The organism is Pseudomonas parafulva (assembly GCF_000800255.1).
GTDB classification, from domain to species: domain Bacteria; phylum Pseudomonadota; class Gammaproteobacteria; order Pseudomonadales; family Pseudomonadaceae; genus Aquipseudomonas; species Aquipseudomonas boreofloridensis.
The window spans coordinates 3,589,205-3,615,007 of the sequence record NZ_CP009747.1 but is presented as its reverse complement, the minus strand read 5'-3'; the positions used below and the strand labels follow the sequence as shown (position 1 = coordinate 3,615,007).

The 25,803-nt window shown below is 65.1% G+C and carries 26 protein-coding genes and 2 pseudogenes; 19 read left to right on the top strand and 9 right to left on the bottom strand.

Features of this window, described 5'->3' with window-relative positions; translation table 11 throughout:
* Nucleotides 1–22: 22 nt before the first annotated feature.
* Genes mpl through NJ69_RS15715 form a run of 3 tightly spaced genes read left to right on the top strand, consistent with a single transcriptional unit; the run spans nt 23 to nt 2,279 of the window.
* Nucleotides 23–1,372 carry a UDP-N-acetylmuramate:L-alanyl-gamma-D-glutamyl-meso-diaminopimelate ligase gene (gene mpl / locus NJ69_RS15725; RefSeq protein WP_039580635.1) on the top strand — a complete coding sequence of 450 codons (1,350 nt, stop codon included), beginning with the start codon at nt 23–25 and terminating at the stop codon, nt 1,370–1,372.
* Nucleotides 1,369–1,998, top strand: coding sequence for a flavin prenyltransferase UbiX (ubiX, locus tag NJ69_RS15720; protein WP_039580633.1), 630 nt, complete (start codon nt 1,369–1,371; stop codon nt 1,996–1,998). The genes mpl and ubiX overlap by 4 nt, the downstream gene beginning before the upstream one ends.
* The gene (locus tag NJ69_RS15715) at nt 1,995–2,279 is read left to right on the top strand and encodes a YceK/YidQ family lipoprotein (protein ID WP_039580629.1); all 285 of its coding nucleotides are present in this window, start codon (nt 1,995–1,997) and stop codon (nt 2,277–2,279) included. Before ubiX ends, NJ69_RS15715 begins: the two co-directional genes overlap by 4 nt.
* A 313-nt stretch (nt 2,280–2,592) precedes the next feature.
* Here NJ69_RS15715 and NJ69_RS23070 read toward each other — a convergent pair.
* The 3 genes and pseudogenes from NJ69_RS23070 to NJ69_RS15705 all read right to left on the bottom strand — a co-directional run.
* A pseudogene (locus NJ69_RS23070) lies at nt 2,593–3,192 on the bottom strand (oxidoreductase); the annotation flags it as partial.
* A gap of 105 nt (nt 3,193–3,297) precedes the next feature.
* A pseudogene (locus tag NJ69_RS15710) lies at nt 3,298–4,989 on the bottom strand (C13 family peptidase); the annotation flags it as partial.
* A 120-nt stretch (nt 4,990–5,109) separates the two neighbouring features.
* Nucleotides 5,110–5,565 (bottom strand): MaoC family dehydratase, encoded by a 456-nt coding sequence (locus tag NJ69_RS15705; protein ID WP_039580626.1) that lies wholly within the window; start codon nt 5,563–5,565, stop codon nt 5,110–5,112.
* 186 nt (nt 5,566–5,751) lie between these two features.
* Here NJ69_RS15705 and NJ69_RS15700 point away from each other — a divergent pair, with 186 nt between their 5' ends.
* The 3 genes from NJ69_RS15700 to NJ69_RS15690 are packed head-to-tail and all read left to right on the top strand — an operon-like array spanning nt 5,752 to nt 7,427.
* On the top strand, nt 5,752–6,114 hold the full coding sequence (locus NJ69_RS15700; RefSeq protein ID WP_039580624.1) for a CidA/LrgA family protein: 363 nt from the start codon (nt 5,752–5,754) through the stop codon (nt 6,112–6,114).
* A gap of 2 nt (nt 6,115–6,116) precedes the next feature.
* Complete coding sequence (locus tag NJ69_RS15695) at nt 6,117–6,827, top strand: LrgB family protein (protein ID WP_209435541.1); 711 nt, start codon at nt 6,117–6,119, stop codon at nt 6,825–6,827.
* Between the two features lie 9 nt (nt 6,828–6,836).
* Nucleotides 6,837–7,427, top strand: coding sequence for an LON peptidase substrate-binding domain-containing protein (locus NJ69_RS15690; RefSeq protein WP_039580619.1), 591 nt, complete (start codon nt 6,837–6,839; stop codon nt 7,425–7,427).
* A gap of 60 nt (nt 7,428–7,487) precedes the next feature.
* Here NJ69_RS15690 and NJ69_RS15685 read toward each other — a convergent pair whose 3' ends face one another.
* The gene (locus NJ69_RS15685) at nt 7,488–8,804 is read right to left on the bottom strand and encodes a bifunctional DedA family/phosphatase PAP2 family protein (protein WP_039580618.1); all 1,317 of its coding nucleotides are present in this window, start codon (nt 8,802–8,804) and stop codon (nt 7,488–7,490) included.
* Nucleotides 8,805–8,807: 3 nt separating this feature from the next.
* A complete protein-coding gene (locus NJ69_RS15680; RefSeq protein ID WP_039580616.1) occupies nt 8,808–9,500 on the bottom strand; it encodes a DNA-3-methyladenine glycosylase in 693 nt (230 codons plus the stop codon).
* A 334-nt stretch (nt 9,501–9,834) separates the two neighbouring features.
* Between NJ69_RS15680 and NJ69_RS15675 the strand changes: the two genes are divergently transcribed.
* From NJ69_RS15675 to NJ69_RS15615, 13 genes are all read left to right on the top strand, one after another.
* The gene (locus tag NJ69_RS15675) at nt 9,835–11,100 is read left to right on the top strand and encodes a glutamate-5-semialdehyde dehydrogenase (RefSeq protein ID WP_039580614.1); all 1,266 of its coding nucleotides are present in this window, start codon (nt 9,835–9,837) and stop codon (nt 11,098–11,100) included.
* A gap of 1 nt (nt 11,101) precedes the next feature.
* A complete protein-coding gene (gene nadD, locus NJ69_RS15670; RefSeq protein ID WP_039580613.1) occupies nt 11,102–11,761 on the top strand; it encodes a nicotinate-nucleotide adenylyltransferase in 660 nt (219 codons plus the stop codon).
* 44 nt (nt 11,762–11,805) lie between these two features.
* Nucleotides 11,806–12,225 (top strand): ribosome silencing factor, encoded by a 420-nt coding sequence (gene rsfS, locus NJ69_RS15665; protein ID WP_029611933.1) that lies wholly within the window; start codon nt 11,806–11,808, stop codon nt 12,223–12,225.
* 9 nt (nt 12,226–12,234) lie between these two features.
* Nucleotides 12,235–12,702, top strand: a complete 468-nt coding sequence (gene rlmH / locus NJ69_RS15660) for a 23S rRNA (pseudouridine(1915)-N(3))-methyltransferase RlmH (RefSeq protein WP_039580612.1) — start codon at nt 12,235–12,237, stop codon at nt 12,700–12,702.
* Nucleotides 12,703–12,719: 17 nt separating this feature from the next.
* Entirely contained in the window at nt 12,720–14,615 is a 1,896-nt protein-coding gene (gene mrdA, locus NJ69_RS15655) for a penicillin-binding protein 2 (protein ID WP_039580610.1), read from the top strand.
* Between the two features lie 38 nt (nt 14,616–14,653).
* Nucleotides 14,654–15,757, top strand: coding sequence for a rod shape-determining protein RodA (rodA, locus tag NJ69_RS15650; protein WP_052192236.1), 1,104 nt, complete (start codon nt 14,654–14,656; stop codon nt 15,755–15,757).
* A gap of 17 nt (nt 15,758–15,774) precedes the next feature.
* Nucleotides 15,775–16,785, top strand: a complete 1,011-nt coding sequence (mltB, locus tag NJ69_RS15645; protein WP_029611930.1) for a lytic murein transglycosylase B — start codon at nt 15,775–15,777, stop codon at nt 16,783–16,785.
* Nucleotides 16,785–17,786 carry a septal ring lytic transglycosylase RlpA family protein gene (locus NJ69_RS15640; protein ID WP_039580608.1) on the top strand — a complete coding sequence of 334 codons (1,002 nt, stop codon included), beginning with the start codon at nt 16,785–16,787 and terminating at the stop codon, nt 17,784–17,786. Before mltB ends, NJ69_RS15640 begins: the two co-directional genes overlap by 1 nt.
* A gap of 274 nt (nt 17,787–18,060) precedes the next feature.
* Nucleotides 18,061–19,221, top strand: coding sequence for a D-alanyl-D-alanine carboxypeptidase family protein (locus NJ69_RS15635; protein WP_039580607.1), 1,161 nt, complete (start codon nt 18,061–18,063; stop codon nt 19,219–19,221).
* A 76-nt stretch (nt 19,222–19,297) separates the two neighbouring features.
* Nucleotides 19,298–19,573 carry a DUF493 domain-containing protein gene (locus tag NJ69_RS15630; protein WP_039580605.1) on the top strand — a complete coding sequence of 92 codons (276 nt, stop codon included), beginning with the start codon at nt 19,298–19,300 and terminating at the stop codon, nt 19,571–19,573.
* Nucleotides 19,573–20,220, top strand: coding sequence for a lipoyl(octanoyl) transferase LipB (lipB, locus tag NJ69_RS15625; protein WP_039580603.1), 648 nt, complete (start codon nt 19,573–19,575; stop codon nt 20,218–20,220). The genes NJ69_RS15630 and lipB overlap by 1 nt, the downstream gene beginning before the upstream one ends.
* 2 nt (nt 20,221–20,222) lie before the next feature.
* Nucleotides 20,223–21,239, top strand: a complete 1,017-nt coding sequence (gene lipA, locus NJ69_RS15620) for a lipoyl synthase (RefSeq protein ID WP_039580601.1) — start codon at nt 20,223–20,225, stop codon at nt 21,237–21,239.
* A gap of 119 nt (nt 21,240–21,358) precedes the next feature.
* The gene (locus tag NJ69_RS15615) at nt 21,359–22,267 is read left to right on the top strand and encodes a S66 peptidase family protein (RefSeq protein WP_245219463.1); all 909 of its coding nucleotides are present in this window, start codon (nt 21,359–21,361) and stop codon (nt 22,265–22,267) included.
* A 146-nt stretch (nt 22,268–22,413) separates the two neighbouring features.
* On the opposite strand, the gene NJ69_RS15610 is transcribed toward NJ69_RS15615, so the two are convergent.
* The 4 genes from NJ69_RS15610 to lptE form a co-directional block, all read right to left on the bottom strand.
* Entirely contained in the window at nt 22,414–23,724 is a 1,311-nt protein-coding gene (locus NJ69_RS15610; RefSeq protein ID WP_039580595.1) for a lytic murein transglycosylase, read from the bottom strand.
* Between the two features lie 54 nt (nt 23,725–23,778).
* On the bottom strand, nt 23,779–23,943 hold the full coding sequence (gene arfA / locus NJ69_RS15605; protein WP_039580593.1) for an alternative ribosome rescue factor ArfA: 165 nt from the start codon (nt 23,941–23,943) through the stop codon (nt 23,779–23,781).
* A 123-nt stretch (nt 23,944–24,066) separates the two neighbouring features.
* Nucleotides 24,067–25,104, bottom strand: coding sequence for a DNA polymerase III subunit delta (gene holA / locus NJ69_RS15600; protein ID WP_039580590.1), 1,038 nt, complete (start codon nt 25,102–25,104; stop codon nt 24,067–24,069).
* A 36-nt stretch (nt 25,105–25,140) separates the two neighbouring features.
* Nucleotides 25,141–25,746, bottom strand: a complete 606-nt coding sequence (gene lptE, locus NJ69_RS15595; RefSeq protein ID WP_039580588.1) for an LPS assembly lipoprotein LptE — start codon at nt 25,744–25,746, stop codon at nt 25,141–25,143.
* Between the last annotated feature and the right edge of the window lie 57 nt (nt 25,747–25,803).

The window sequence follows — 25,803 nt, the reverse complement described above, 5'->3', positions numbered from 1 at the left end:
TCGACGTTTTGCGAGGTCGATCATGCACATTCACATTCTCGGTATTTGCGGCACTTTCATGGGTTCGCTGGCGGTCCTGGCCAAGGAACTCGGTCATCGCGTCACCGGTTCGGACGCCAACGTCTACCCGCCGATGAGCACCCAGCTCCAGGCGCAGGGCATCGAATTGACCCAGGGCTACGACCCGGCCCAGCTCGAACCGGCCCCGGACCTGGTGGTGATCGGCAACGCCATGTCGCGCGGCAATCCGGCGGTGGAATACGTCCTGAACAAGGGGCTGCCCTACGTTTCGGGCCCGCAATGGCTGGCCGACCACGTGCTGCAAGGCCGGTGGGTGCTGGCGGTGGCCGGCACCCACGGCAAGACCACCACCAGCAGCATGCTGGCCTGGGTGCTGGAGCATGCGGGCATGAGCCCGGGCTTCCTGATCGGTGGCGTGCCGCAGAACTTCTCGGTGTCGGCGCGCCTGGGCGACACGCCGTTCTTCGTGGTCGAAGCCGATGAATACGACAGCGCGTTCTTCGACAAGCGCTCCAAGTTCGTCCACTACCACCCGCGCACCGCCATCCTCAATAACCTGGAGTTCGACCACGCGGACATCTTCCCGGACCTGGCCGCCATCGAGCGACAGTTCCACCATTTGGTGCGCACCATTCCCAGCGAAGGCCTGGTCATCCACCCGACCACCGAGCCTGCGTTGGAGCGGGTCATCGGCATGGGCTGCTGGACGCCGGTGCAGACCACCGGTGAGGGCGGGCAGTGGCAGGCGCGTCTGCTCAGTGCGGATGGCTCGCGGTTCGAGGTGTTGTTCGACGGTCAGGTGCAAGGCGTGGTCGACTGGGCGCTGACCGGTCAGCACAACGTCGCCAACGCCCTGGCCACCTTGGCGGCGGCGCGCCATGTGGGGGTGGCGGCGGCCATGGGCATCGAAGGCTTGAGCGCCTTCAAGAGCGTCAAGCGGCGGATGGAAAAGGTGGCCGAAGTGCAGGGTGTGGTCATCTACGATGACTTCGCTCACCACCCGACCGCCATCGCCACCACCCTCGACGGCTTGCGCAAGCAAGTGGGCGAGGCGCCGGTGATCGCGGTGATCGAGCCGCGCTCCAATTCGATGAAGCTCGGCGCGCACCGTGACGGCTTGCCGGACAGCGTCAACCACGCCGACCAGGTGATCTGGTACGCCCCGGCCAACCTGGGCTGGGATCTGGCCGCCACTGCGGCCCAGTGCAAGGTGCCGAGCGTGGTCGCCGACAGCCTCGAGGCGATCATCGCGCGCATCAAGGACCAGGTGCGGCCGGGCACTCATGTGGTGATCATGAGCAACGGCGGCTTCGGCGGCCTGCACGGTAAGCTGGCCGAGGCCCTGAAGTGAGCGGCCCGCAGCGCATCACCCTGGCCATGACCGGCGCCTCGGGCGCGCAGTATGGCCTGCGGTTGCTCGACTGCCTGGTGCGTGAGGAACGTGAGGTGCATTTCCTCATCTCCAAAGCGGCGCAATTGGTGATGGCCACCGAGACCGACGTGGTAGTGCCGGCCAAGCCCCAGGCGATGCAGGCGTTTCTGACCGAGTACACGGGAGCTGCTGATGGGCAGATCCGCGTGTATGGCAAGGAGGACTGGATGTCGCCAGTGGCTTCGGGGTCTGGCGCGCCGGCCGCGATGGTGGTGGTGCCCTGTTCGACCGGCACCTTGTCGGCGATCGCCACCGGGGCTTGCAACAACCTCATCGAGCGCGCTGCCGACGTCACCTTGAAAGAGCGTCGGCAACTGATTCTGGTGCCGCGTGAGGCGCCGTTCTCCACCATTCATCTGGAGAACATGCTCAAGCTGTCGCACATGGGCGCGGTGATTCTGCCGGCGGCGCCAGGGTTCTACCACCAGCCGCAGACCATCGACGATCTGGTCGACTTCGTGGTGGCGCGGGTACTCAACCTGCTCGACATTCCCCAGGACATGCTGCCGCGTTGGGGCGAGCACCATTACGGGGTCGAGGATTGAGACGCGCTGCACTGGGCCTGTTGTTGATCGCCCTGGGCGGCTGCGCGACGGTGCGCACGCTCGATGCCAATCAACCCGGCGCCCCGGTGGTGTACGCGGGGACGCGGCTGGACCTGTATGCGATCGACGGTGGCTGTTGCGCCAAGGACCGTTTCGGGGCCGAGGCGCCTGCCTACCCACGGCTGGACCTGCCGGGGAGCATGCTGCTCGATACCCTGTTGCTGCCGTTGTCGGCCTTGACCGTTTTAGGTGTGGGGTTCAACGCCACTGGCGGGCTCTAGGGCGGGCACACGCGGTTCTGGCAATGGTAGCGGCGAGGCTGAAAACCTGGGACCGCTACGCGGTCCAATCGCGACACAAGGCCGCTCCCACGAGGCGGTGTGAAATGCCAGGAATTGAGCATGGCAGTGCTTCCATAAACATCTGCACACCATGCTCTCCCAGGCCGCCTGGCCTTGCACCGTCCAGCTTGTGGGAGCGGCCTTGTGTCGCGATTGGACCGCAGAGCGGTCCCGGCAATGGCAGCGGCGAGAGTGAAGCCAGGGCCCGCTGCGCGGTCCAATCGCGACGCAAGGCCGCTTCCACGAGGTCGTATCAGTTCTTGCCCAGCTTGCGCAGGTCGTCCGATTCGATCACGCGCATACCGTCTTCTTCTTCCAGCGCCAGCCGCCACAGCGCCCTTGCCAAGGTACAGGCTTCGATGCCGTGGTACTTGCCCGGCAACAGCCGCGAAAACGGCCCGGCCAGGCGTTCGGCCAGGCGCGGTTGCAAACGCTCGCCCAGCAGCAGCGAGGGGCGTACCAGGGTCAGTTGTGGCCAGTTCTGGGCCTTGAGCGCTTCTTCCATCTCGCCCTTGACCCGGTTGTAGAAGATCGACGATTGAGGATCGGCGCCGATCGCACTGATCGCCAGCAGATGGCGCGCGCCCAGTTCCCGCGCGCGTTGAGCGAAAGCCACCACCAGATCCAGGTCCACCGCACGGAAGGCGGCCTCGGAGCCAGCCTGCTTGAGCGTGGTGCCCAAACAGCAATAGGCGATGTCGACCCGCCCGGACAGCTGCGCAAGCGTCGTCGAAAGCTCGCCCACCGGGTTCTGCAGGCGCGGATGCTCGGCCAAAGGACGCCGGGTCGGCGCCAGCACACGGCTGATGGTGGGTTCGTTGAGCAGGCGGTCGAGCAGGTGTTCGCCCGTAAGGCCCGTGGCTCCGGCAAGCAGCACATGCTGAGGCGTCAAATACATGATGACTCTCCCTTCTTTAGCGCTCAGCTTAGCGGGGCGCAGGCGCCCGTGCGTTGCTGGCTGAACCTTGTCTTCGAGGGCCTGCTCGGCCTGCTGGCGGCGCAGACGCTGCCAGTGTGCGAGCACCTGCGGCGGCGCCCAGAGCTGCGGCTCCGAGGCCTCGAAGCCCTCCCTTCGTTCCCGTTCGGCAACACTGCCGCGCGCCAGTTCAAACGCCTGTTTCAAATCGTCGGTCTGATTCAATGCCTGGGCAAACAGGGCGTCGCCGAAATAGGTGAAGTCGGCCTCTTCCGAGCAGCCGAACGAAACCCGATCCGGGCGCGCGGCGGTCATGACCAGCGTGCGCTCGTCTTTGAGCGGGGCGATGTAGCCACCTGAATAGCAGGCGGAAATCACCACTACCTTGTCGCGGTTTTTCAGCGGCGCCAAGGCGCTGGCCAGTTCGTCGGCCGCGAGGTCGGCCAGTTGCAGGCGCGGTTGGTCGAGCACCAGTTGATGGTCGTGGCTGCCGTGGCTGGTCAGGTAGATGAACACCAGATCGTCCGGGCCGCTGCGTTCGGCCAGGGTACGCGCGGCCCGGGTGAGGTTTTCGCGGGTGGCCATCGGCCGGTCGCTCAGGTGATCGCGGTGGTTGACCAGAGTCACCTGGCCGCGGGCACCAAAGCGCACCTTGAGCAGGTTGCTGACGTAGTCGGCCTCGCGCAGGAACACGCTCTGCTGGCCATCGCCGGCCAGCACCAGGCTGTACAGGCCGACTGGCCCTGCGGAGCGTGGCACTTGCGCCAGGGCCTGATCGAGCAGCTTGCCCTGGTTGAGCAGCGCCAGGTCCAGCGGGTCGGGCAGCAGCACGCCTTTTTCATCGCGCACGCGCACGCCATTGACCCAGCGGCCCGCTTCGACTTGGCCATCGGCCTGAATCAGCCGACCCTGGCCTTGGTAGGCGTCGTTGTCGAAGGCGCCGATGTACTGGCTGCCATCGGCCAGGAACAGGTGGCCTTGGCCGGCGAAACGCCAGTCCTGGAATCCACCCTTGTAGCGGCTGCCGTCGCTGCCCAGCAGTTCGCCTTGCCCGCTCAGTGCACCGTCCTTGAAGTCGCCGATCCACACATCGCCATCGGCATTTTCGTAACGGCCGCGGCCTTCGAGGCGGTTGGCCTTGAAGTCGCCGATGTACTGCTCGCCCTCGACACTGTCGTAGGTGCCGGCGCCTTCGAGCTGACCGTCGACGAACTGGCCACTGAACTGGTTGCCGCTGGCGTCGCTGCGCACCCCGGCACCGTTGGGCTTGCCCTTGGCGAACAGGCCTTGGTAGCGACTGCCGTCGGCCAACTCCAGTTGCCCGGCGCCGTCGTACTGGTCGTCCTTGAACTGCCCTCGGTAGGTCTGGTCGTGCTGCTTGAGGCTGCCTTCGCCATCGCGTCGGCCGTGCTTGAAGGTGCCGGCGTAGTGGCTGCCAGGGGTGCTCAGTTCGCCCAGGCCCTCGAACAGGCCGGCGACGAACTGGCCACGGTAGACCTCGCCGTTGCTGCCGTGCCACTCGCCCTGGCCATGCCACTGGCCGTCCTTGAAGGTGCCGGCGTACCAACTGCCGTTGGGGTAGTCGATGCGCCCCTCGCCTTGCAGCAGGCCATCGACCACCTGGCCCCGGTAGCGGCCGCCGTCGGGCAGGCGTGCATCCGGCGGCGACAGCGGTTCACCTTCGCCGCAGGCGGCGAGCAGCAGGACAAGGGCGAGGGGCAGCAGCGGGCGCATGGTCGAATCCGGGCACAAAGGTGCGCCGAGTATGCCGCAGATTCTGGGCGCGAGACAGCCGTGGCGGCAGGCGCACACGGCTGTGTGGAGGGTTTCGGACGAAGCCTTCGGAGCGATCTTTCAGACGAAGCAGAGCGACAGCGGCTCGGCGACGTAGGCCGGTTTGTCCTCGCCTTCGATCTCCAGCGTTGCCGTGGCCTTGAGCAGCCACTGACCAGGCTTCTTCTCGGTGACTTCGGTAAGGTCCACTTTCAGCCGCACCTGGCTGTCGACCTTGACCGGCTGGATGAAACGCACACTGTCCAGGCCGTAATTGATGACCATCTTCACCCCTTCAGGCAGCACCAGGATGTCCTCCATCAGCTTGGGCATCAGCGACAGGGTGAGAAAGCCATGGGCGATGGTCGAGCCGAACGGGGTCTGCGCGGCCTTTTCCGGGTCGATATGGATGAACTGGAAATCGCCAGTGGCCTCGGCGAACAGGTTGATGCGTGACTGGTCGATCTTCAGCCAGGCGGAACGTCCCAGTTCCTTGCCGACGTACTGCGCGAGCTGCGTGACGGGTACATGAGGCATCGTGACTCTCCGGGTTGTCTGTCCAGGTGGCCCGACCTTCGTTTCAGGTCAGGTGCTGCGATGGAACGAGCGTACAAGATCAGCACGGCGTGGGGGGGCGGTCAAGGCCGGGTAGGGCGGGCGAATGCCGCCGTATTCAGCTCGCGCGCATGTCTATAATGGCGCCCGTTGCCCAAGGAGATGCTTATGCTGCTGCGTGGTCTGACCTGGCTGGTGCTGTTCCAGTTGCTGGGAACGGCGATCAATCACTTGTTCCTGCCCGTGCTGCCAGGCCCGATCATCGGCCTGCTGCTGTTGCTGGTGTTCTTGATGGTGCGTGGCGAAGTCGGCGAGCCGCTCAATGACGCCGCCGGCAGTCTGTTGCGCTATCTGCCGCTGCTGTTGGTACCGCCGGCGGTGGGGGTGATGGTGTACGCCCGCGACATCGCCGCAGACTTCTGGGCCATCGTCGGCGCGCTGGTGATTTCCTGCCTGCTCACCCTGGTGTTCGTCGGCGTGCTGATGCAGAAGCTCATCCAGCGCCACGGCAAACGCGAGCAGCAGCCATGAGCCTGGATTGGCAAGGCGCGCTGGAGGCGGTGATCCACCATCCGCTGTTCGGCATCGGCATCACCCTGGGCGCCTATCAGTTGGTGCTCGCGGCCTACGAGCGCACGCGCTGGATCTTCCTGCAGCCGGTGCTGGTGTCGATGCTGCTGGTGATCGGCGTGCTGCTGGCCTGCGGCATCGACTACGTCGAGTACAAGCGCAGCACCGAGATCCTCAACATTCTCCTGGGCCCGGCCACGGTGGCCCTGGCGGTGCCGCTGTACCTGAATCTGCGGCGCATCCGCCAGCTGTTCTGGCCGATCTTGACTACGCTGGTAGTCGGAGGCCTGTTCGCGACGCTGGCCTGCGTGCTGCTGGGGGCGTGGTTCGGCGCCGAGCACATGATCCTGATGACCATGGCGCCGAAGTCGGTCACCTCGCCCATCGCCATGCTGGTCGCCGAGCAGATCGGTGGCGTCGCCGCCTTGGCGGCGGTCTTCGTGCTGATCACCGGGGTCATCGGCGCGATCTTCGGCCCGGCGCTGTTGACCCGCTGCGGCGTGCACAGCCCGGAAGCGCGCGGCATGTCGCTGGGCGTGACGGCGCATGCGGTGGGCACCTCGGTGGCCCTGCAGGAAAGTGACGAGTGCGGCGCCTTCGCGGCGCTGGCGATGAGCCTGATGGGTGTGGCCACTGCGGTGCTGCTGCCATTGGCAGTGAGCCTGGTGGCCTGAGGAGTCGAGATGACGTTACCCCTGTTTCCCCTCAATACCGTGCTGTTTCCCGGCTGTCTGCTGGACTTGCAGATCTTCGAGGCGCGCTACCTGGATATGATCGGTCGCTGCATGAAGCAGGGCGAGGGCTTTGGCGTGGTGTGCATCGCTGAGGGCGAGCAGGTGGGCCAGGCGCCTGCTGGCATCGCCGCGTTCGGCTGCGAGGCGCTGATCCGCGACTTCGCGCAACAGGACAACGGGCTGTTGGGCATCCGTGTCGAAGGTGTGCGGCGCTTTCGCGTGGCGGGCACCGAGGTGCTCAAGGACCAGTTGCTGATGGGCGAAGTGGACTGGCTGGCGGACCTGCCGGATACGCCGCTGGTGGAGGCAGACGACGACTTGCTGGCGCTGCTGGTGGCGCTGGGCGAGCACCCGATGGTCGAGGCGCTGGGTATGCCGCGTGAGGTGAATGGACGGCAGTCGTTGGCCAATCAGTTGGCGTATCTGTTGCCGTTCATGGAAGAGGACAAGGTCGATCTGCTGGCCATGGACTCGCCACAACGGCGCCTGGAAACCATCCAGTCGCTGCTCGAGCGGATCCAGGGCGAATTGTTCGCCTGAGCCTGAGCGCCCGATGAGCGGGGCGGCTGGTTTCCAGCCCGCCCCGCGCGTTCGTACTGCTCAATACTGGTAGCGCAGCAGGGCCTTGGGCAGTGAGTGCAGGGCGAAGAACGTCAGCAGCGCGATGCACGCCGGCAGGATCAGCCACCACACCTTGAGCGGCATGGCCACCAAGGGCTGGCGATATTGCACTAGCGTCAGGCAGATTGCCGTCACACAACAGGCCAGCAGGGCGCCGGCAAGAATGTCGGTGGGCCAATGCGCCCCCAGGTACACCCGCGACAGGGCGATCGACAGCGCCGGCAGTACCGCCAGCAGCACCCAGGTCAGGCGCATGCGCGGCGGTTGGCTGCGTCCGGCCAGTACGGCCAGGACCAGGAAGAACGCAAAGGACGCCGAGCTGTGGCCGCTGGGCATGCTGTAGCTGGTGAGCGGGTCGCTCAGCACTTCCGGGCGCGCCCGGGCGAACAGCCATTTCAGCGAGCCGTTGCACAGCGCCGTACCGATCAGCGCCATGCCGGCGAACACCGCATGGCGCCACTGACGCATCAGCAGCAGCAAGCCGGTCAGCAACCCGCCGAGAAAGAACTGCGTCTTGAAGTCGCCCAGGCGGGTGACCACCACGATGGCACCATCCAGGGCTTGGCTGCGATGCTCCTGCACCAGGGTCATGATGCCCTGGTCGAATGCATGCAGGTATGGCCAGCCAAGAAACACGCCCGCCAGCGCCACCAGGCTCAGGCCGGCGATCAGCCGGGTGCCGTGGCGCTGGTCGCGCACGCTGCTGTTGAAGCTCAGCCCCACCAGCACGGCCAGGCCGCCGGCGATGATACCGGCCTGCAGCCAGAAACCCTCTGGCAGCGGCAGGCGGATCGCGGCGCCCGTGGCCCAACCCGGCAGCAGGTAGGCCACCGACCAGCCGGCAGCGGCCACCAGGCTGACGGCGATGAAGCGCGGCAGGGGCATGTCGAACATGCCGGCGACCATCGGCAGCATGGGCCGCAGCGGACCGATGAAGCGACCGACCAGAAGACTGGCGATGCCATAGCGCTGGAAGTAGCTCTCCGCGCTGCCGATCCATTCAGGATGATGGCGCAGTAGCGGCAAACGCCGGATACCTTGGTGGAAATACTTGCCGATGGCATACGACAGCGCATCGCCCAGCAGCCCGCCGAGAAAGCCCAGCAGCAGGGTTTCGCCCAGGCCGAAGGTGCCACTGCCGGCCAGTACCGCCACGGCGAACAGCAGCACGGTGCCCGGCACGATGATGCCGGCGATGGCCAGGCATTCGATGCAGGCGATCAGGAAGATGGCCAGCCCAAGCCATTGGGGGTTGGCGCTGAGCCAGCCGGTGAGGCTGTCGAGCCATTGGCCCATAGATCAGTTTCCTTGTTCGAGGATGAAGAAATCCCGACCTTCGACCTGGCCCCGACGCAGCGGGTTCCGGGTGCAGAAGCGGGCGAATCGGGCGTCGACGAAGCGGTACGGCAGGTGCTCGTCGCGTCCCTGTGGGATGCCCAGGCGGGTGGTCTGGATCACCTGTGGAACGTCCAGGGCGCAGTCTTCGACATACAGTCGCTCGGCGTCGAAGCGGCGTGCGTCCCAGTCCGGCACCTTCAGGCCCAGGGCGCGGCACAGCAGGGTCTGCCCGGCGCACAGGCGCTCGGCGGGGCGCAGGTTGCCGCTGGCGTCGGGGTTGTTCAACTGCATCTGGGCCAGGCTGTCGTCGCCGGAAACGGCGTCGACCCAGGGGTAGGCCGACTTGATCAGCACGGCGTTGCCCGGGCCGTGGGCGCTGAAGTTCAGCGAATCGCCGCCACGGGCGTAGTACATGTAGATGTGCCCGCCGTCGAGAAATAGCGCCTTGCGCTTCTCGGTGTAGCCCAGCGAAGCATGGCTGCCTTTGTCGCTCAAGCAGTAGGCCTCGGTCTCGATGATACGGGCGGCCAGCCACAGCCCGCCTTGGCGATGACGGATGACCTTGCCCAGCAGGGCCTGGGCGACGGTCAGGGCGTCGCGGTCGAAGAAGCTGTCGGGCAGCGCGCGGCTCGGGCAGGGGGCGGAATCGGGCATGCTGGCGGTTCGTGGAGGCGAAGGGCGGAATGATAGCAACGAAAGGCTTAATCGAGGCTGAACAGGATTGTAAGCATGTGTCGCTTGTCGCTGACGACTCGCAGGTGTCTACGCTTTGATTGAGTTTGGGTCAAACCCCACCCCAGCCAACGGACAGGCCCACGCGCCGTCTCCCTGAAAACGACCGCTAATCTCAGGCGCTTCCGATACCGTCGGTTACATCTTTCCTACATATTTCCCCTGCCTTCCTCTACCATCCGCCACCCGCTGCTGGGCGTACCGGAGCGGCGCAGTTATAATCAGCCGATTTCCCCTTTGCCAAGACACCGAGCCCATGACCGAGTCCGTTCTTGACTACATGACCCGCCTGGGTCGCGCCGCCCGCCAGGCCTCGCGGGTGATCGGCCGTGCCAGTACCGCGCAGAAGAACCGGGCCTTGCAGGCCGCTGCCGATGCCCTCGATGCATCCCGTGAAGCGCTGACGGCCGCCAACGAGCGTGACCTGGCCGCTGGCCGCGCCAATGGCCTGGAGCCCGCGCTGCTGGACCGTCTGGCGCTCACCCCAGCACGCATCGACGGCATGATCACCGGTTTGCGCCAAGTGGCCGCGCTGCCCGATCCGGTGGGTGCGATTCGCGACATGAGCTACCGTCCGTCGGGCATTCAGGTCGGCAAGATGCGTGTTCCGCTCGGGGTCATCGGCATCATCTACGAGTCGCGGCCGAACGTGACCATCGATGCCGCCAGCCTGTGCCTGAAGTCTGGTAACGCCACCATCCTGCGCGGCGGCTCCGAGGCCATCCATTCCAACCGCGCCATCGCCGTCTGCATCCAGCAGGGCCTGGCCGAAGCCGGCCTGCCGCCGGCCGTGGTGCAGGTGGTCGAGACCACCGACCGCGAGGCAGTCGGTGCCCTGATCAGCATGCCCGAGTTCGTCGATGTCATCGTCCCGCGCGGCGGTCGTGGCCTGATCGAGCGCATCAGTCGCGACGCGCGGGTGCCGGTGATCAAGCACCTGGACGGCATCTGCCACGTCTACGTGGATGCCCATGCCGATCTGGAGAAAGCCGCGAACATCGCCTTCAACGCCAAGACCTACCGTTATGGCATCTGCGGCGCCATGGAAACCTTGCTGGTCGATGCCAGCGTCGCCGAGGCTTTCCTGCCGTCGATGGCGCGCCGCTTCGAAGAGAAGGGCGTGGAGTTGCGTGGCTGCGAGCGCACCTGCGCGATCATCACCGCCAAGCCGGCCAACGAAGACGACTGGCACACCGAGTACCTCGACGCGATCTTGTCCATTCGCGTGGTCGAGGGCTTGGAAGCGGCCATCGAGCACATCAACCACTACGGCTCGCACCACACCGATTCCATCGCCACGGAGCATCAGGGCAATGCCCGGCGCTTCATGGCCGAGGTGGATTCGGCCTCGGTCATGCTCAACGCGCCCACCTGCTTCGCCGACGGCTTCGAATACGGCCTGGGCGCGGAGATCGGCATTTCCACCGACAAGCTGCACGCTCGCGGCCCGGTCGGTCTCGAGGGGCTGACCTGCGAGAAGTACGTGGTGATCGGCGACGGCCAACTGCGCGGGTCGTGCTGAGTTGAGCAAGGCCACCGCAGTGCGGCGTATCGGTATCCTGGGCGGCACGTTCGACCCTGTGCACATCGGCCACCTGCGCAGCGCGCTGGAAGTGGCCGAGTTCATGGCCCTGGACGAACTCCGTTTGCTGCCCAACGCGCGCCCGCCGCACCGTGATACCCCGCAGGTGGCCGCCACCGATCGGCTGGCCATGGTGCGCGGCGCGGTGCAGGGCGTGGCGGGGTTGAGCGTCGATGCCCGCGAACTCGAACGCGACAAGCCGTCCTATACCATCGACACCCTGGAGTCGGTCCGGGCGGAGTTGAACCCGCACGATCAGCTGTACCTGGTGCTGGGCTGGGACGCCTTCTGCGGCCTGCCGGGCTGGCACCGCTGGGAAGAGCTGCTGCAACACTGTCACATCCTGGTGCTGCAGCGCCCGGATGCCGATGTCGAACCCCCCGACGAGCTGCGCAACCTGCTGGCTGCGCGCTCGCAGAGCGATCCCACCGCCATGTCCGGCCCGGCGGGAAACATTTCGTTCGTCTGGCAGACGCCGCTTGCGGTGTCCGCCACGCAGATCCGACAGCTGCTGGCCAGCGGCAAGTCGGTTCGGTTTCTGGTGCCGGACGCCGTACTGGCCTACATCGAGGCGCACGGTCTGTACCGTGCGTCCCACTGAGGGGGCCGCAGGGCACCCCATTCAACGAGTTGAACGAGTTTTATATGACCAAGCAGAAAATCAATGGCGAAGAACTGGTCGAATTGACCAAAGCCGCGCTGGAAGACGTCAAGGCCCAGGACATCCAGGTCATCGACGTGCGCGACAAGCATAGCCTCACCGACTACATGATCATCGCCACCGGTACCTCCAACCGGCAGATCAACGCGATGCTGGAAAAGGTCCGCGAGGCGGTCAAGGCCAAGGGCGCCCAGCCGCTGGGCGAAGAAGGCAAGGGCGACAGCGATTGGGTGCTGCTGGACCTCAACGACGTCATCGTCCACATGATGACCGCCGCTGCGCGCCAGTTCTACGACCTGGAGCGCCTGTGGCTGGGCGCCGAACAGAGCCGCGCCGGTGACGGCAAGCACCACAGCCCGGAAAACGTACACGAGTATTCCGACAAGCTCCGGGACCGGGAATAAGCCCGCGCCATGCGTCTGCGTCTGATCGCGGTGGGCTCGCGCATGCCCAAGTGGGTGGAGGAAGGCTGGCACGAGTACGCCAAGCGCCTGCCCCAGGAGCTGTCGCTGGAGCTGGTGGAGATTGCGCTGAACACCCGCGGCAAGAACGCCGATGTCGCCCGCCTGATTCGTCAGGAGGGCGAAGCGATGCTGGCCAAGGTGCAACCGGGCGAGCGCATCGTCACCCTCGAAGTGCACGGCAAGCCGTGGAGCACCGAGCAACTGGCGGTCGAACTGGACCGCTGGCGCCTGGATTCGCGCACGGTCAACCTGATGGTGGGCGGTCCGGAAGGGCTGGCGCCGGAAGTCTGTGCCCGCGCCGAACAGCGCTGGTCGCTGTCGCCCCTGACCCTGCCGCACCCGCTGGTGCGGATACTCATCGGCGAACAGATCTATCGCGCCTGGACGGTGTTGTCCGGGCACCCTTACCACAAATGATCGCGTAAGCCTGTCCGATGCCGCAGCAGATCCGCCTCAAGGACCACGAGAAAGACGCCCGTCTGGTGCGCAACCGCGTCGTGGTCGGTGCGGTGGCCATCATGCTGCTGGTCGCCGTGCTGATCGCGCGTCTGTATTACCTGCAGATCATCCAGTACGACTATCACTCCACACTGTCGGAAAACAACCGGGTGCACGTGCAGCCGATTCCGCCGACCCGTGGGCTGATCTTCGACCGCAACGGGGTGATCGTCGCCGACAACCGGCCCAGCTTCAGCCTGACCATGACCCGCGAGCGGGCGGGGCAGTGGCAGACGGTGCTCGACACCATCATCGAAGTACTGGAGCTGACCGAGGACGACCGCGCGCTGTTCGAGAAGCGCATGAAGCAGGGGCGACGCCCGTTCGAGCCGGTGCCGATCCTGTTCGAGCTCAACGAAGACCAGATCGCCCGGGTGGCGGTGAACCAGTTCCGCCTGCCGGGCGTGGAAGTGGTGGCGCAGTTGGTGCGTCACTACCCGCAGGGTGCGCACTTCGCCCACTCGGTGGGCTATGTGGGGCGGATCAACGAGAAAGAGCTCAAGTCGCTCGACCCGGTCAACTACAGCGGCACCCACCACATCGGCAAGACCGGCATCGAGCGCTTCTACGAAGACCAGTTGCACGGTCAGGTGGGGTACGAGGAAGTCGAGACCAACGCCCGGGGCCGGGTGCTGCGGGTGCTCAAGCGCACCGATCCGATTCCGGGCAAGGACATTGTCCTGAGCCTGGACATCAAGTTGCAGGAAGCGGCTGAACAAGCCCTGGGCGGGCGTCGTGGCGCCATCGTCGCCCTCGATCCGCGCACGGGTGAAGTGCTGGCGATGGTCAGCCAGCCGAGCTTCGATCCCAACCTGTTCGTCACCGGCATCAGCTTCAAGGCCTATGCCGAGCTGCGCGATTCGATCGATCGGCCGCTGTTCAACCGCGTGCTGCGCGGACTCTACCCGCCCGGCTCGACCATCAAGCCGGCGGTGGCCATCGCGGGTCTGGACAGTGGCGTGGTCAATGCCAGCAGCCGGGTGTTCGATCCCGGCTACTACCAACTGCCCAACTACGACCACAAGTACCGCAACTGGAACCGCACCGGTGACGGCTGGGTGGACCTGGACGTGGCGATCATGCGTTCCAACGACACGTATTTCTACGATCTGGCGCACAAGATGGGCATCGACCGCCTTTCGGCCTACATGAACAAGTTCGGTATCGGCCAGAAAGTCTCGCTGGACATGTTCGAGGAGTCGTCCGGGCTGATGCCGTCGCGCGAATGGAAGCGCGCCACCCGCCGCCAAGCCTGGTTCCCGGGTGAAACGCTGATCCTCGGCATTGGCCAGGGCTATATGCAGGCCACGCCGCTGCAATTGGCCCAGGCCACCGCACTGATCGCCAACAAGGGCAAATGGAACCGGCCGCACCTGGCCAAGACCATCGAAGGTCAGCCGCCGGTGGACGACAACCCGATGGCCGACATCGTGCTGCGCGACAAGAACGACTGGGCGCGCGTCACCCATGGCATGGAGCAGGTGATGCACGGCGCCCGCGGCACCGCGCGCAAGGCCGCGCTCGGCTCGCCCTATCGCATCGCCGGCAAGAGCGGCACCGCGCAGGTGGTGGCGATCAAGCAGGGTGAGAAGTACGACCGCAACAAACTCCAGGAGCGTCACCGCGACCACGCGCTGTTCGTCGCCTTCGCCCCGGCCGAGGCCCCGAAGATCGTGGTGTCGGTGATGGTCGAGAACGGCGAGTCCGGCTCGGGTGTCGCTGCCCCCGTGGTGCGCCAGGTCATGGACGCCTGGTTGCTCGACGAGAACGGCCAGCTCAAGCCTGAGTTCGGCACCGCCACCGCCACTGTCGCCCAGGAACCGGCCCCGTGAAGAACAATTTCGATCGCATGCTCTCCAGCGAGGACGTGATGCGCAGGCGCGCCAGCTTCCTGCAGCGCATCCATATCGACGGCCCCCTGCTGCTCATCCTGCTGACCCTGGCCGCCGGCAGCCTGTTCGTCCTGTATTCGGCCAGCGGCAAGAACTGGGACCTGCTGATGAAGCAGGCCACCTCGTTCGGCATCGGCCTGGTCTCGATGTTCGTCATCGCCCAGCTCGAACCGCGCTTCATGGCGCGCTGGGTGCCCTTGGCCTATGTGGTCGGGGTGCTGCTGCTGGTGGTGGTGGACGTCATGGGGCACAACGCCATGGGCGCCACGCGCTGGATCAACATCCCCGGGGTGATTCGCTTCCAGCCCTCGGAATTCATGAAGATCATCATGCCGGCGACCATCGCCTGGTACCTGTCCAAGCGCACCTTGCCGCCGCACCTCAAGCATGTGGCGATCAGCCTGGTGTTGATCGGCATGCCGTTCATCCTCATCGTGCGCCAGCCGGACCTTGGCACTGCGCTGCTGATTCTCGCCTCGGGCGCTTTCGTGCTGTTCATGGGCGGCCTGCGCTGGCGCTGGATCGTCAGCGTGGTGGCGGCGGCGGTGCCGGTGGCCGTGGCGATGTGGTTCTTCGTCATGCACGACTACCAGAAACAACGGGTGCTGACCTTCCTCGACCCGGAAAGCGACCCGCTGGGCACCGGCTGGAACATCATCCAGTCCAAGGCGGCGATCGGTTCGGGCGGCGTGTTCGGCAAGGGCTGGCTGCTGGGCACTCAGTCGCACCTGGACTTCCTGCCGGAAAGCCACACCGACTTCATCATCGCCGTGCTCGGCGAGGAGTTCGGGCTGGTGGGCATCTGCCTGCTGCTGATCATTTATCTGCTGTTGATCGGTCGCGGCCTGGTCATCACCGCGCAGGCGCAGACCCTGTTCGGCAAGCTGCTGGCCGGCAGCCTGACCATGACATTCTTCGTTTACGTCTTCGTCAATATCGGTATGGTGAGCGGTCTGTTGCCGGTGGTGGGGGTGCCGTTGCCCTTCATCAGTTACGGCGGAACTTCGTTGGTGACGCTGCTGTCAGCGTTTGGCGTTCTGATGTCGATCCATACGCACCGAAAATGGATCGCCCAGGTTTGAATAAGGTGAACAATCACATGCAAGCAGTGCGTAGTTGGGCGGCCCGTTGTATGCCGTGGATCGGCGCGGTGGGGTTGCTCGGCGCTGTCCAGCAGGCCGATGCCGGCGATTACGACGGCTCACCCCAGGTGGCCGAGTTCGTCGGCGAGATGGCCCGCGATTACGGGTTCGCCAGCGAGCAACTGACGGCGGTGTTCCACGAGGTGCAGCGCAAGCAGGCGATCCTCGATGCGATTTCGCGGCCGGCCGAGCGGGTCAAGCCGTGGAAAGACTATCGGCCGATGTTCATCAGCGATGCGCGCATCGCCCGTGGCGTGGACTTCTGGCGCCAGCACGAGGCGGTGCTGGCGCGTGCCGAGCAGGAATACGGCGTGCCGGCCCAGTACATCGTGTCGATCATCGGTGTAGAGACGTTCTTCGGCCGCAATACCGGTAATTACCGGGTGATCGATGCGCTGTCGACGCTGGGCTTCGACTACCCGCCGCGCGCCGACTTCTTCCGCAAGGAACTGCGCGAGTTCCTCCTGCTGGCCCGCGAGGAACAGCTCGATCCGCTCACCCTCAAGGGTTCCTACGCCGGGGCCATGGGCTTGCCGCAGTTCATGCCGAGCAGTTTCCGCAACTACGCGGTGGACTTCGACCACGATGGCCACATCAATATCTGGACCAACCCGGACGATGCCATCGGCAGCGTGGCCAGCTACTTCAAGCGTCACGGCTGGGTGGCCGGGGAACCGGTGGTCAGCCGCGCCGAGGTGAGCGGGCCACGGGTCGACGAAGGGGTGACCCAGGGCATCGAACCGGTCAAGACGGTCGGGGAGTTGCGGGCGTTGGGCTGGTCGAGTCATGATGCGCTGCGCGACGATCAGCCGGTCACCGCCTTCCGACTCGAAGGCGACAACGGCCCGGAATACTGGATGGGCCTGAAGAATTTCTACGCGATCACGCGTTACAACCGCAGCGTGATGTATGCCATGGCGGTGCATCAGCTGTCGCAACAGCTGGTCCAGGCACGGGGCGTCAAGTAATGCGCGAACTGTTCAAAGCCAACACCCTCAAGCTGCTGAGCTGCGCCGCCATCGGCGTGCTGCTGGTCAGCTGTTCGTCCAGTCGTCCAACGCCCACCAAGTCGAGCGGCACGGCCGTGCGCTCGCAGCCGGGCCTGGACATCAACCGGGCGCACAAGGACGGCGCGCCGTGGTGGGACGTGGACGTCAACAAGATTCCGGACGCCACGCCGACCGTTCACACGGGCGCCTACAAGGCCAACCCCTACACCGTGCTGGGCAAGACCTACTACCCGATGCAGGACGCGCGCAGCTATCGCGCCGAGGGTACGGCGTCCTGGTACGGCACCAAGTTCCATGGCCAGAATACCGCCAACGGCGAGCTGTACGACCTATATGGCATGAGCGCGGCGCACAAGACCCTGCCGCTGCCGGCCTACGTGCGCGTCACCAACCTGGCCAACGGTCGCAGCGTGATCCTGCGGGTCAACGACCGCGGCCCGTTCTATTCCGACCGCATTATCGACCTGTCCTATGCCGCAGCGAAAAAGCTCGGCTACGCCGAAACCGGCACCGCCCACGTGCGCGTGGAGGGTATCGACCCGCAGCAGTGGTGGGCGCAGAAGGGCCAGCGTCCACCGCTGATGCTCAAGGAACCGCAGGTCGCCCAGGCCCAGCCGGTCCCGGCCAGCACCGGCCGCGTCGAGCAGTGGACGCCTCCGCCGCAGCAGCACGCCGCGCCCGTGGTCCCGGTTCAGGTGGGCGGCAACAGCGTGCCCGGCAATCGCGGCGGCAGCTTCCTGCAGGTCGGCGCCTTCGCCAACCCGGATGCCGCCGAATTGCTGCGTTCGAAACTGAGCACCATGGTCAGCGCCCCGGTCTTCATCAGTTCCATCGTGCGCAACCAGCAGACCCTGCACCGCGTACGCTTGGGTCCGATCAGCAGCCAGGGTGAAATCCAGCAGGCCCAGGACAGCATTCGCCTGGCGAACCTGGGCCAGGCCAAGGTCGTCACGGACTGAGCCACGCGCCTGCGGCGCGTGGCCAGCGACGAGTTGAAAGCTGCAAGCTGCAAGAGGAGCTGTCCATGCGTACCGCTTGTTCTTGCAGCTTGCAGCTTGAAGCTTGCAGCTTGTAACTCACCGCTTCGAGCTTGTTCATGAATTGCCGAGGCATGCCATGTACAATGGCGGTTTTTGCCCCTTTGGGGCAGGGCTGCATGTCAGCCTGGAAATACACTGAAACGCCGCGGTTGTCCTGCGGAACATCAGACCATTAGCGATCTACGAGAGACGGATGAACATCACCAACCTTGCCAAACGCCTTTGCCTGCCCGTACTGCTGATGATCATGCCCGCTGCTTTCGCAGCCGAGCAGATGATGCCGGCACCTCCGCAACTGGCAGCCAAGTCCTACGTACTGATGGACGCGTCCAGCGGCAACGTGCTGGTCGAGAACAACGGCGACGAGCGCCTGCCGCCGGCCAGCCTGACCAAACTGATGACCGCCTACATCGCCACCCTCGACATTCGTCGCGGGCAGATCGGCGAGAACGACCCGGTGACCGTCAGCGAGAACGCCTGGCGCACCGGTGGTTCGCGCATGTTCATCAAGGTCGGTAGCCAGGTGACCGTCAGCGACCTGCTGCACGGCATCATCATCCAGTCCGGCAACGACGCCTCGGTCGCCCTGTCCGAGCACATCGCCGGCAGCGAAGACGCGTTCGCCGACATGATGAACAAGACCGCTGCCGACCTGGGCATGTCCAATTCGCACTTCATGAACCCCACCGGCCTGCCGAACCCGGAGCACTATTCGTCGGCGCACGACATGGCCCTGCTGGCGCGCGCGATCATCAACGAAGATCCGGCCCACTACGCCATCTACTCGCAGAAAGAGTTCTTCTGGAACAACATCAAGCAGCCCAACCGCAACCTGCTGCTGTGGCGTGACAAGACCGTCGACGGTCTGAAGACCGGCCACACCGAGGAGGCCGGTTACTGCATGGTGGCGTCGGCCGTACGTGATGGTCAGCGCCTGATCGCCGTGGTGTTCGGCACCAACAGCGAGCAGTCCCGCGCTGCCGAAACCCAGAAGCTGCTGACCTACGGCTTCCGCTTCTTCGAAACCCAGACCTTCTACCAAAAGGGTGTCGAGCTGAGCCAGGCCCCGGTCTGGAAAGGCGCTACCGGCCAGGTCAAGGCGGGTCTGGCCAACGACCTGACCATGACCATGCCCAAGGGCCAGCTCAAGCGTCTGCAAGCGTCGATGACCATGAATCCGCAACTGACTGCGCCTATCGCCAAAGGCGAGGTGATCGGTAAAGTGGAAGTCAAACTGGATGACAAAGTCGTGCAGACGACCGACCTGATCGCCCTTGATGGCGTCGAGGAAGGTGGTTTCTTCCGTCGTATGTGGGATAGCATCCGCCTGTTCTTCTACGGTTTGTTCAACTGATACGTGACCTGCCATGCCCCCGAGCCATCACGCCGGGGGCATCGTTGTTGCCACGCCTTACGAGGGCGTTTGCGCCATGAGCGAAGCTGACGTCAAGTCGCACAAAATCGAATTTCCCTGCCAGGACTATCCGATCAAGGTGATCGGCGATACCGGTGTCGGTTTCCGGGACACCGTGATCGAGATCCTCAGCAAGCATGCAAAAGTCGACCTGAGCACCCTGGCCGAGCGCCAGAGCAAGGAAGGCAAGTACACCACCGTGCAGTTGCATATCGTCGCCGAAAGCGAAGACCAGTTGCAGGACATCAACAGCGCCCTGCGTGCCACCGGCACCGTGAAAATGGTGCTGTGATGCCCGGATGCCTGGGCTTCCGCGAGCTTGGCCTGCAGCCGTACGAACCGGTACTGGAGGCCATGCGTCGCTTCACCGGACAGCGCACTGCGCAGACGCCCGATGAAGTCTGGCTGGTCGAGCACCTGCCGGTGTTCACCCAAGGCCAGGCCGGCAAGCCCGAGCACCTGATGCTGCCTGGCGACATCCCGGTGGTACAGACCGAACGCGGTGGACAGGTGACCTATCATGGCCCCGGTCAACTGGTCGCTTACCTGCTGCTGGATGTGCGTCGCCTGGGCGTCGGTGTGCGCGAGCTGGTCAGTCGCATCGAAGCGAGTCTGGTCGCGCTACTGGCCAGTTACCAGGTCACGGCGGCGGCCAAGCCTGACGCCCCGGGCGTGTACGTCGACAACGCGAAGATCGCTTCGCTGGGGCTGCGCATCCGTAACGGCTGCGCGTTCCACGGCCTGGCGCTGAACGTCGACATGGACCTGGCGCCCTTTCGCCGAATCAACCCCTGCGGGTATGCGGGGCTGGCCATGACCCAGCTGCGCGACCACACAGGCCCGATCGAACTCGACGAGGTCAGGACGAGGCTGCGCGAACAGCTGGTCAGGCACCTCGACTACGCTGAGCAGACGACCCTGACGGGCGGAATCGACTGAATATGACTACTGTGCAAGAAGCCGTGCCGAATCTGATCGCGACGCAAGACGTCACGCCCCGCCCTGCGCCCAAGAAAGTCGAGGCTGGGGTCAAGCTGCGCGGCGCCGAGAAGGTGGCACGCATCCCGGTGAAGATCATCCCCACCGACGAGCTGCCGAAGAAACCCGACTGGATTCGCGTGCGCATCCCGGTGTCTCCGGAAGTCGACCGCATCAAGCAACTGCTGCGCAAGCACAAGCTGCACAGCGTCTGTGAAGAGGCGTCCTGCCCGAACCTGGGCGAATGCTTCTCCGGCGGCACGGCCACCTTCATGATCATGGGTGATATCTGCACCCGTCGCTGCCCGTTCTGCGACGTCGGCCACGGTCGTCCCAAGCCGCTGGACCTGGACGAGCCGAAGAACCTGGCCGTGGCCATCGCCGACCTGCGCCTGAAGTACGTAGTGATCACCTCGGTGGACCGCGACGACCTGCGTGACGGCGGCGCCCAGCACTTCGCCGACTGCATCCGCGAGATCCGCGCCTTGTCGCCGGGCGTGCAACTCGAAACCCTGGTGCCGGACTACCGGGGTCGCATGGACGTGGCACTGGAAATCACCGCGCAGACCCCGCCGGACGTGTTCAACCACAACCTGGAAACCGTGCCGCGCCTGTACAAGGCAGCGCGTCCGGGTTCGGACTACGACTGGTCGCTGGACCTGCTGCAGAAGTTCAAGCAGATGGTGCCGCACGTGCCGACCAAGTCGGGCTTGATGCTGGGCCTGGGCGAGACCGACGAAGAGGTCATCGAGGTGATGCAGCGCATGCGCGAGCACGAGATCGACATGCTCACCCTTGGCCAGTACCTGCAGCCGTCGCGCAGCCACCTGCCGGTGCAACGCTTCGTGCACCCGGACACCTTCGCCTGGTTCGCCGAGGAAGGCTACAAGATGGGCTTCAAGAATGTCGCCTCCGGCCCGCTGGTGCGCTCCTCGTACCACGCCGACCAGCAGGCCCACGAAGCCAAGATCAAGCTCTGAGTCGGGGCGTGTCGAACATGCCGATGTACGCTGCCAAGCGTCATCGGCATTTTTTTTGCGGCAAGCAGTGAGCGTGGTGGAGGTGCAAGGTGGAGCGCGTTGGAACAGCTGCAATAGGGTTGCCGAAGGCCTTGGTGCCAGGGGCGCGGTTTGCCATCGTGGCACCGGCGGGACCGGCGCGGGTGGATGTGGGCACGGTCACGCAATGGTTCGAGCGCCGCGGATACGAGTGCCGGATCTATCCAGGGGTGTTGCAGGCGCAGGGGTATCTGGCAGGGAGCGATGAGCAGCGCCTGCGCGATCTGCACGACGCCTTTGCCGATCCGCAGATCGACGCGATTCTGTGCATGCGTGGTGGCTACGGCAGCATGCGGCTGCTTGACCGGTTGGATTTCTCGCTGATTCGCCAGCATCCGAAACCCTTGATCGGTTATAGCGATATCACTGCCTTGCACACGGCCATTGCGCGGCATGCCGGGTTCGTCAGCTTCCACGGCGGTATGCTCAATGCTGATCTGCTCGGGGACAAGCGCGAGCTTACGGTGAGTTCGCTGTTCGCGCAGTTGAGTGGGCAGGTGGGTTGCGGCGATGTGATTGCGCATCCGCAGGACTTCGCGTTGACGACCGTGGTGCCCGGTGCAGCCAGCGGGCGTCTGGTCGGCGGCAACCTGTCGATGCTTGGCGCGACGCTGGGCACATCGGCGCAGATCGAGACCCACGACAGCATCCTGTTCATCGAGGACGTCAACGAGCCGCTGTACCGGGTGGATCGGTTGCTCACCCAGCTGCGCCTGGCGGGCAGACTGAAGGGGGTCAAGGGCGTGCTGGTGGGCGACTTCGCGGGTATTACCGTGGCGTCGTTGCAGCCGTTGTTGCGCGATATCTTCGGCCCCTTGCAGGTGCCCGTGCTGGCGGGATGGCGCAGCGGGCATTGCGACCCAAATGTGTGTCTACCGTTGGGCGCGCGCGTGCGGCTGGACAGCGATGCGCAGACGTTGACGCTGGAACAGCCGTTGTTCAGCGCCTAGCCCTTGTGGGAGCGGCACAAGGCCGCTCCCACAAGTTGGCCGGTGTAGGCTCAGACAGCTCGCACGCTCTCGTGGGAGCGGCCTCGTGTCGCGATTGGACTGCGCAGCAGTCCTGGGTTTTCAGCTTTGCCGCTCGAGCTGCGCCCTTAGCGCAGGCTCTCCAGCAGCTTGTGCGTCGGGTAACCATCGGCCGGCCAGCCCAGGCCCTGCTGAGCCGTGCGAATTGCCTTGCGGGTATTGGCGCCGATGATGCCGTCGGCGTTGCCGGCGTCGTGTCCGCGGGCGTTGAGCAGGTTCTGCAACTCGACCCGCTCGCTGCGGCTCAACGGCAGATCGTCCTTCGGCCAGGCCCCGGCGATGAAACCCCAGCCGGAGAAGCGGTCGCCCAGCAGGCTTACGGCCAGCGCATAGGACGAGGAATTGTTGTACTTGAGGATCGCGCGGAAGTTGTCCAGCACCAGGAAGGCTGGGCCGCGCGCGCCCGCTGGCAACAGGAGTGCCGCCGACAGCGAGTTGCTACCCGCAGGCAGTTGCGTGCCGGTGGGCAGCTTCACACCCAGGCTCAGCCATTCACTGACCGGCTTGCGCTGGGCGCCGTCGGCCAGCCAGTAATCGAAGTCGGCCGGTACCTGGACCTCGAAGCCCCACGGCTGCCCGCGCTTCCAGCCTGAGCTCTGCAGGTAGTGCGCAGTGGAAGCCAGGGCGTCCGGCGTGCTGTTCCAGATGTCGCGGCGACCATCGCCGTCGAAATCCACCGCATGGGTGTTGTAGGTGGTGGGGATGAACTGGGTCTGGCCCATGGCGCCGGCCCAGGAGCCGCGCATGGCTTCAGGCTGAATGTCACCGTTCTGCAGGATCTGCAGGGCCGCGATGAGCTGGTCCTGGGCAAAAGTCGGGCGGCGGCCTTCGTAGGCCAGGGTGGCCAGCGAGCGGATCACCGATTTGTTGCCCTGGAACTGGCCGAAGTTGCTTTCCATACCCCACACCGCCACCAGCACCTGGCGATCGACGCCGTAGCGTTGCTCGATGCGTGAGAGCAACTCGGCATTCTGCTCCAGCAGTTTCTTGCCGTTGCGCACCCGCAGCGGCGACAGCGCGCTGTCGAGGTATTCCCAGACCGGGCGGCTGAATTCCGGCTGGCTGCGATCGGCCTTGATCACGTCCATGTCCGGCGTGACACCGAGGAATGCGCGGTCGAAGGTGGCCGCGCTGATGCCGGCTTGCAAGGCCTGCTGACGGAAGCCCGCCTGCCACTGGGCGAAGGTCTGCAGCGGCTGGATATCGCCGTTGCTGTCGGCGCTGTTGGCCGGAAGGCTGACGTTGGCAGTGGGTTGGGCTGGAGCCAAGGGCAGGGCGTCGGCGGCGGTAGGTTTTTCCGCGCAGGCGACGAGCAGGATGAAGCTGGAGGCCGCGATCAGCTGGCGGGACTGCCAGCGCTGGGGAAGACTGAAGGACATGCACAGATCCAGTTTTGCAGTTCAGGTGCCGACCATATCATGCCTGCGGGTTTTTCAGGCGGCCAGAAAGCAAGAAGCCTCCCAATCTCTCGATTGGAAGGCTTCGCGGCGGTAGCTGCCTTTGCCCTTTTCCGGTCGTTCCTGGCGGCAGCGGAACAGGGGTTGGGCGATGATCGACTTGGCCTTGTTGGGGCCGTGCTTTTTCGGCTTCTTGCTCATGGCGGATTCCCGTTAGGGTGACATTCGAGGGGCGACTGTACGGGGCGCTGAGGGGCAGGGCCAATTGAATCTGTTTATGGTCGCGGACCTGCGTGCGCTGCGGCGACAGCACGCAGCCCGTGATCACTGCGACGGCAGGCCTATGCGCTGGCCGGCCATCAACAGCACCAGCCGCGCCAGGCTGGTCCACGGCGAGCCCTCGGCCTGACCCTTGATCTGTGCATCGATGCGCTGGGCGTCCTGCAACAGTTGAGTCCAACGCTGCGCCGAGAGCCGCTGCAAGGCCTTGCTCACCAGTGGTCGACGCTTGTCCCACACCGGTGGTCTGGCCTGGCTGAAGGCTTTGTCCAGCGGCACGCCCTGGCTGAATTGCTGGGCCAAGCCGGCCAGCAGGCGCAGTTCGCGGGCCAAGGCCCAGAGGATGACCGGCGGTTCCACGCCCTCGCCACGCAGCCCTTCGAGCATGCGCAGGGCGTGCGCCGCTTCGCCATTGAGGATGGCATCGACCAGGCCGAAGACATCGAAGCGGGCGCTGTCGGCGACGGCGGCTTGCACCGTCTCGACGGTGATCTGATTGCCGTCGGCCAGCAGCTTGAGCTTCTCGATTTCCTGGGCTGCGGCCAGCAGGTTGCCTTCCACCCGCGCAGCGATCAGGTCGAGCGCATCGCGCTGCGCCGACAGGCCGGCCTGGGACAGGCGCTGGTTGATCCACTGCGGCAACTGTTGGGCGTCCACCGGCCAGATCTGGATGAACTGGCACTGTTCACCGTCGATCAGCGCCTTGCCCCACTTGGTCTTCTGCGCGCTGCCGTCGAGCTTGGGCAGGCTGACCAGCAGCAGGGTGTCTTCAGCGGGCCGGGCGCAGTACTCCATCAGCGCGGCGGCGCCCTTGTCACCAGGCTTGCCCGACGGCATGCGCAATTCGAGCAGCCGTCGCTGGGCGAACAGGGATAGGCTGGCACCGGCCTGCAGCAGGCTGCCCCAGTCGAAATTGGCGTCGGCGCTGAACACCTGGCGTTCGTCGAAGCCCTGCTGGCGCGCGGCCGTACGGATGGCGTCAGCGGCCTCCTGGCACAGCAGCGGGTCGTCGCCGCTGACCACGTAGACCGGCGCCAGCGTGCCTTGCAGGTGCTTGTTGAGTTGGGCGGGAGAAAGCTTCATGGCGGGGCAGGGGCACCGCAGGTGCCCCATTGAGCCTCAGTTGGCCGGGACTTCCATCGGCGATTGCTGGGGCGTGTTGTCCTGCACACGCTGGGCTTCGCGCAACGCTTCGGCTTCGGCGCGGGCGCGCTCGTCGGCTTTTTGCTGGAGGTCGGCCAGTTGCGCCGGGGTGAGCTGCTGCAGGCGAACCATCATGCCCTGGACCAGTTCGCGGCGCAGTTCCTTACGGATCTGACCGGATTCCTGGGTGGAGCCGGCGATGTTGTTGCCGTCGTAGACGTAATCCTTGCGCACTTCCAGTTTGTCTTCCAGCAGCACGGTGTCGTTATGACCCTGCACCACGTAGTTGAGCACGGTGGTCAGCTCGTATTCCGCCGAGCGGCTACCGCCGGTGTAGGTGGCTGCGCGCTGGGATTCCTGCTCGTTGGTCAGCACCAGCTTGTAGGGTGCCCCGCTGTAGACTTTGACGCCGCTGCTCTGCAGCGACTGGCGCAGTTGTTTGACGGTGTCGCCGTAGGCGTTGCGCGCACCCAGGTCCAGCTCCTTGAAAGCCAGTTCGTTGGTGCCGGTACCGCGCAGCTGGAAACCGCAGGCGCCCAGCGCAGCGGCCAGGCCAATTACCAGCAGATTGCGTTTGATCATGGTGTAGCTCCCTTTTGGGCCTGTTGCGCCCGCCCCGTCGCCAGGGCGGGCTTGCCA

What these genes read in the sequence shown, in the direction of transcription:
- mpl (WP_039580635.1), top strand. Translation starts at nt 23, where the DNA reads ATGCACATTCACATTCTCGGTATTTGCGGCACTTTCATGGGTTCGCTG.
- NJ69_RS15705 (WP_039580626.1), bottom strand. Translation starts at nt 5,565, where the DNA reads ATGCCTCATGTACCCGTCACGCAGCTCGCGCAGTACGTCGGCAAGGAA.
- NJ69_RS15700 (WP_039580624.1), top strand. Translation starts at nt 5,752, where the DNA reads ATGCTGCTGCGTGGTCTGACCTGGCTGGTGCTGTTCCAGTTGCTGGGA.
- NJ69_RS15690 (WP_039580619.1), top strand. Translation starts at nt 6,837, where the DNA reads ATGACGTTACCCCTGTTTCCCCTCAATACCGTGCTGTTTCCCGGCTGT.
- NJ69_RS15685 (WP_039580618.1), bottom strand. Translation starts at nt 8,804, where the DNA reads ATGGGCCAATGGCTCGACAGCCTCACCGGCTGGCTCAGCGCCAACCCC.
- NJ69_RS15680 (WP_039580616.1), bottom strand. Translation starts at nt 9,500, where the DNA reads ATGCCCGATTCCGCCCCCTGCCCGAGCCGCGCGCTGCCCGACAGCTTC.
- NJ69_RS15675 (WP_039580614.1), top strand. Translation starts at nt 9,835, where the DNA reads ATGACCGAGTCCGTTCTTGACTACATGACCCGCCTGGGTCGCGCCGCC.
- rsfS (WP_029611933.1), top strand. Translation starts at nt 11,806, where the DNA reads ATGACCAAGCAGAAAATCAATGGCGAAGAACTGGTCGAATTGACCAAA.
- rlmH (WP_039580612.1), top strand. Translation starts at nt 12,235, where the DNA reads ATGCGTCTGCGTCTGATCGCGGTGGGCTCGCGCATGCCCAAGTGGGTG.
- mrdA (WP_039580610.1), top strand. Translation starts at nt 12,720, where the DNA reads ATGCCGCAGCAGATCCGCCTCAAGGACCACGAGAAAGACGCCCGTCTG.
- rodA (WP_052192236.1), top strand. Translation starts at nt 14,654, where the DNA reads ATGCGCAGGCGCGCCAGCTTCCTGCAGCGCATCCATATCGACGGCCCC.
- mltB (WP_029611930.1), top strand. Translation starts at nt 15,775, where the DNA reads ATGCAAGCAGTGCGTAGTTGGGCGGCCCGTTGTATGCCGTGGATCGGC.
- NJ69_RS15640 (WP_039580608.1), top strand. Translation starts at nt 16,785, where the DNA reads ATGCGCGAACTGTTCAAAGCCAACACCCTCAAGCTGCTGAGCTGCGCC.
- NJ69_RS15635 (WP_039580607.1), top strand. Translation starts at nt 18,061, where the DNA reads ATGAACATCACCAACCTTGCCAAACGCCTTTGCCTGCCCGTACTGCTG.
- NJ69_RS15630 (WP_039580605.1), top strand. Translation starts at nt 19,298, where the DNA reads ATGAGCGAAGCTGACGTCAAGTCGCACAAAATCGAATTTCCCTGCCAG.
- lipB (WP_039580603.1), top strand. Translation starts at nt 19,573, where the DNA reads ATGCCCGGATGCCTGGGCTTCCGCGAGCTTGGCCTGCAGCCGTACGAA.
- lipA (WP_039580601.1), top strand. Translation starts at nt 20,223, where the DNA reads ATGACTACTGTGCAAGAAGCCGTGCCGAATCTGATCGCGACGCAAGAC.
- NJ69_RS15610 (WP_039580595.1), bottom strand. Translation starts at nt 23,724, where the DNA reads ATGTCCTTCAGTCTTCCCCAGCGCTGGCAGTCCCGCCAGCTGATCGCG.
- arfA (WP_039580593.1), bottom strand. Translation starts at nt 23,943, where the DNA reads ATGAGCAAGAAGCCGAAAAAGCACGGCCCCAACAAGGCCAAGTCGATC.
- holA (WP_039580590.1), bottom strand. Translation starts at nt 25,104, where the DNA reads ATGAAGCTTTCTCCCGCCCAACTCAACAAGCACCTGCAAGGCACGCTG.
- lptE (WP_039580588.1), bottom strand. Translation starts at nt 25,746, where the DNA reads ATGATCAAACGCAATCTGCTGGTAATTGGCCTGGCCGCTGCGCTGGGC.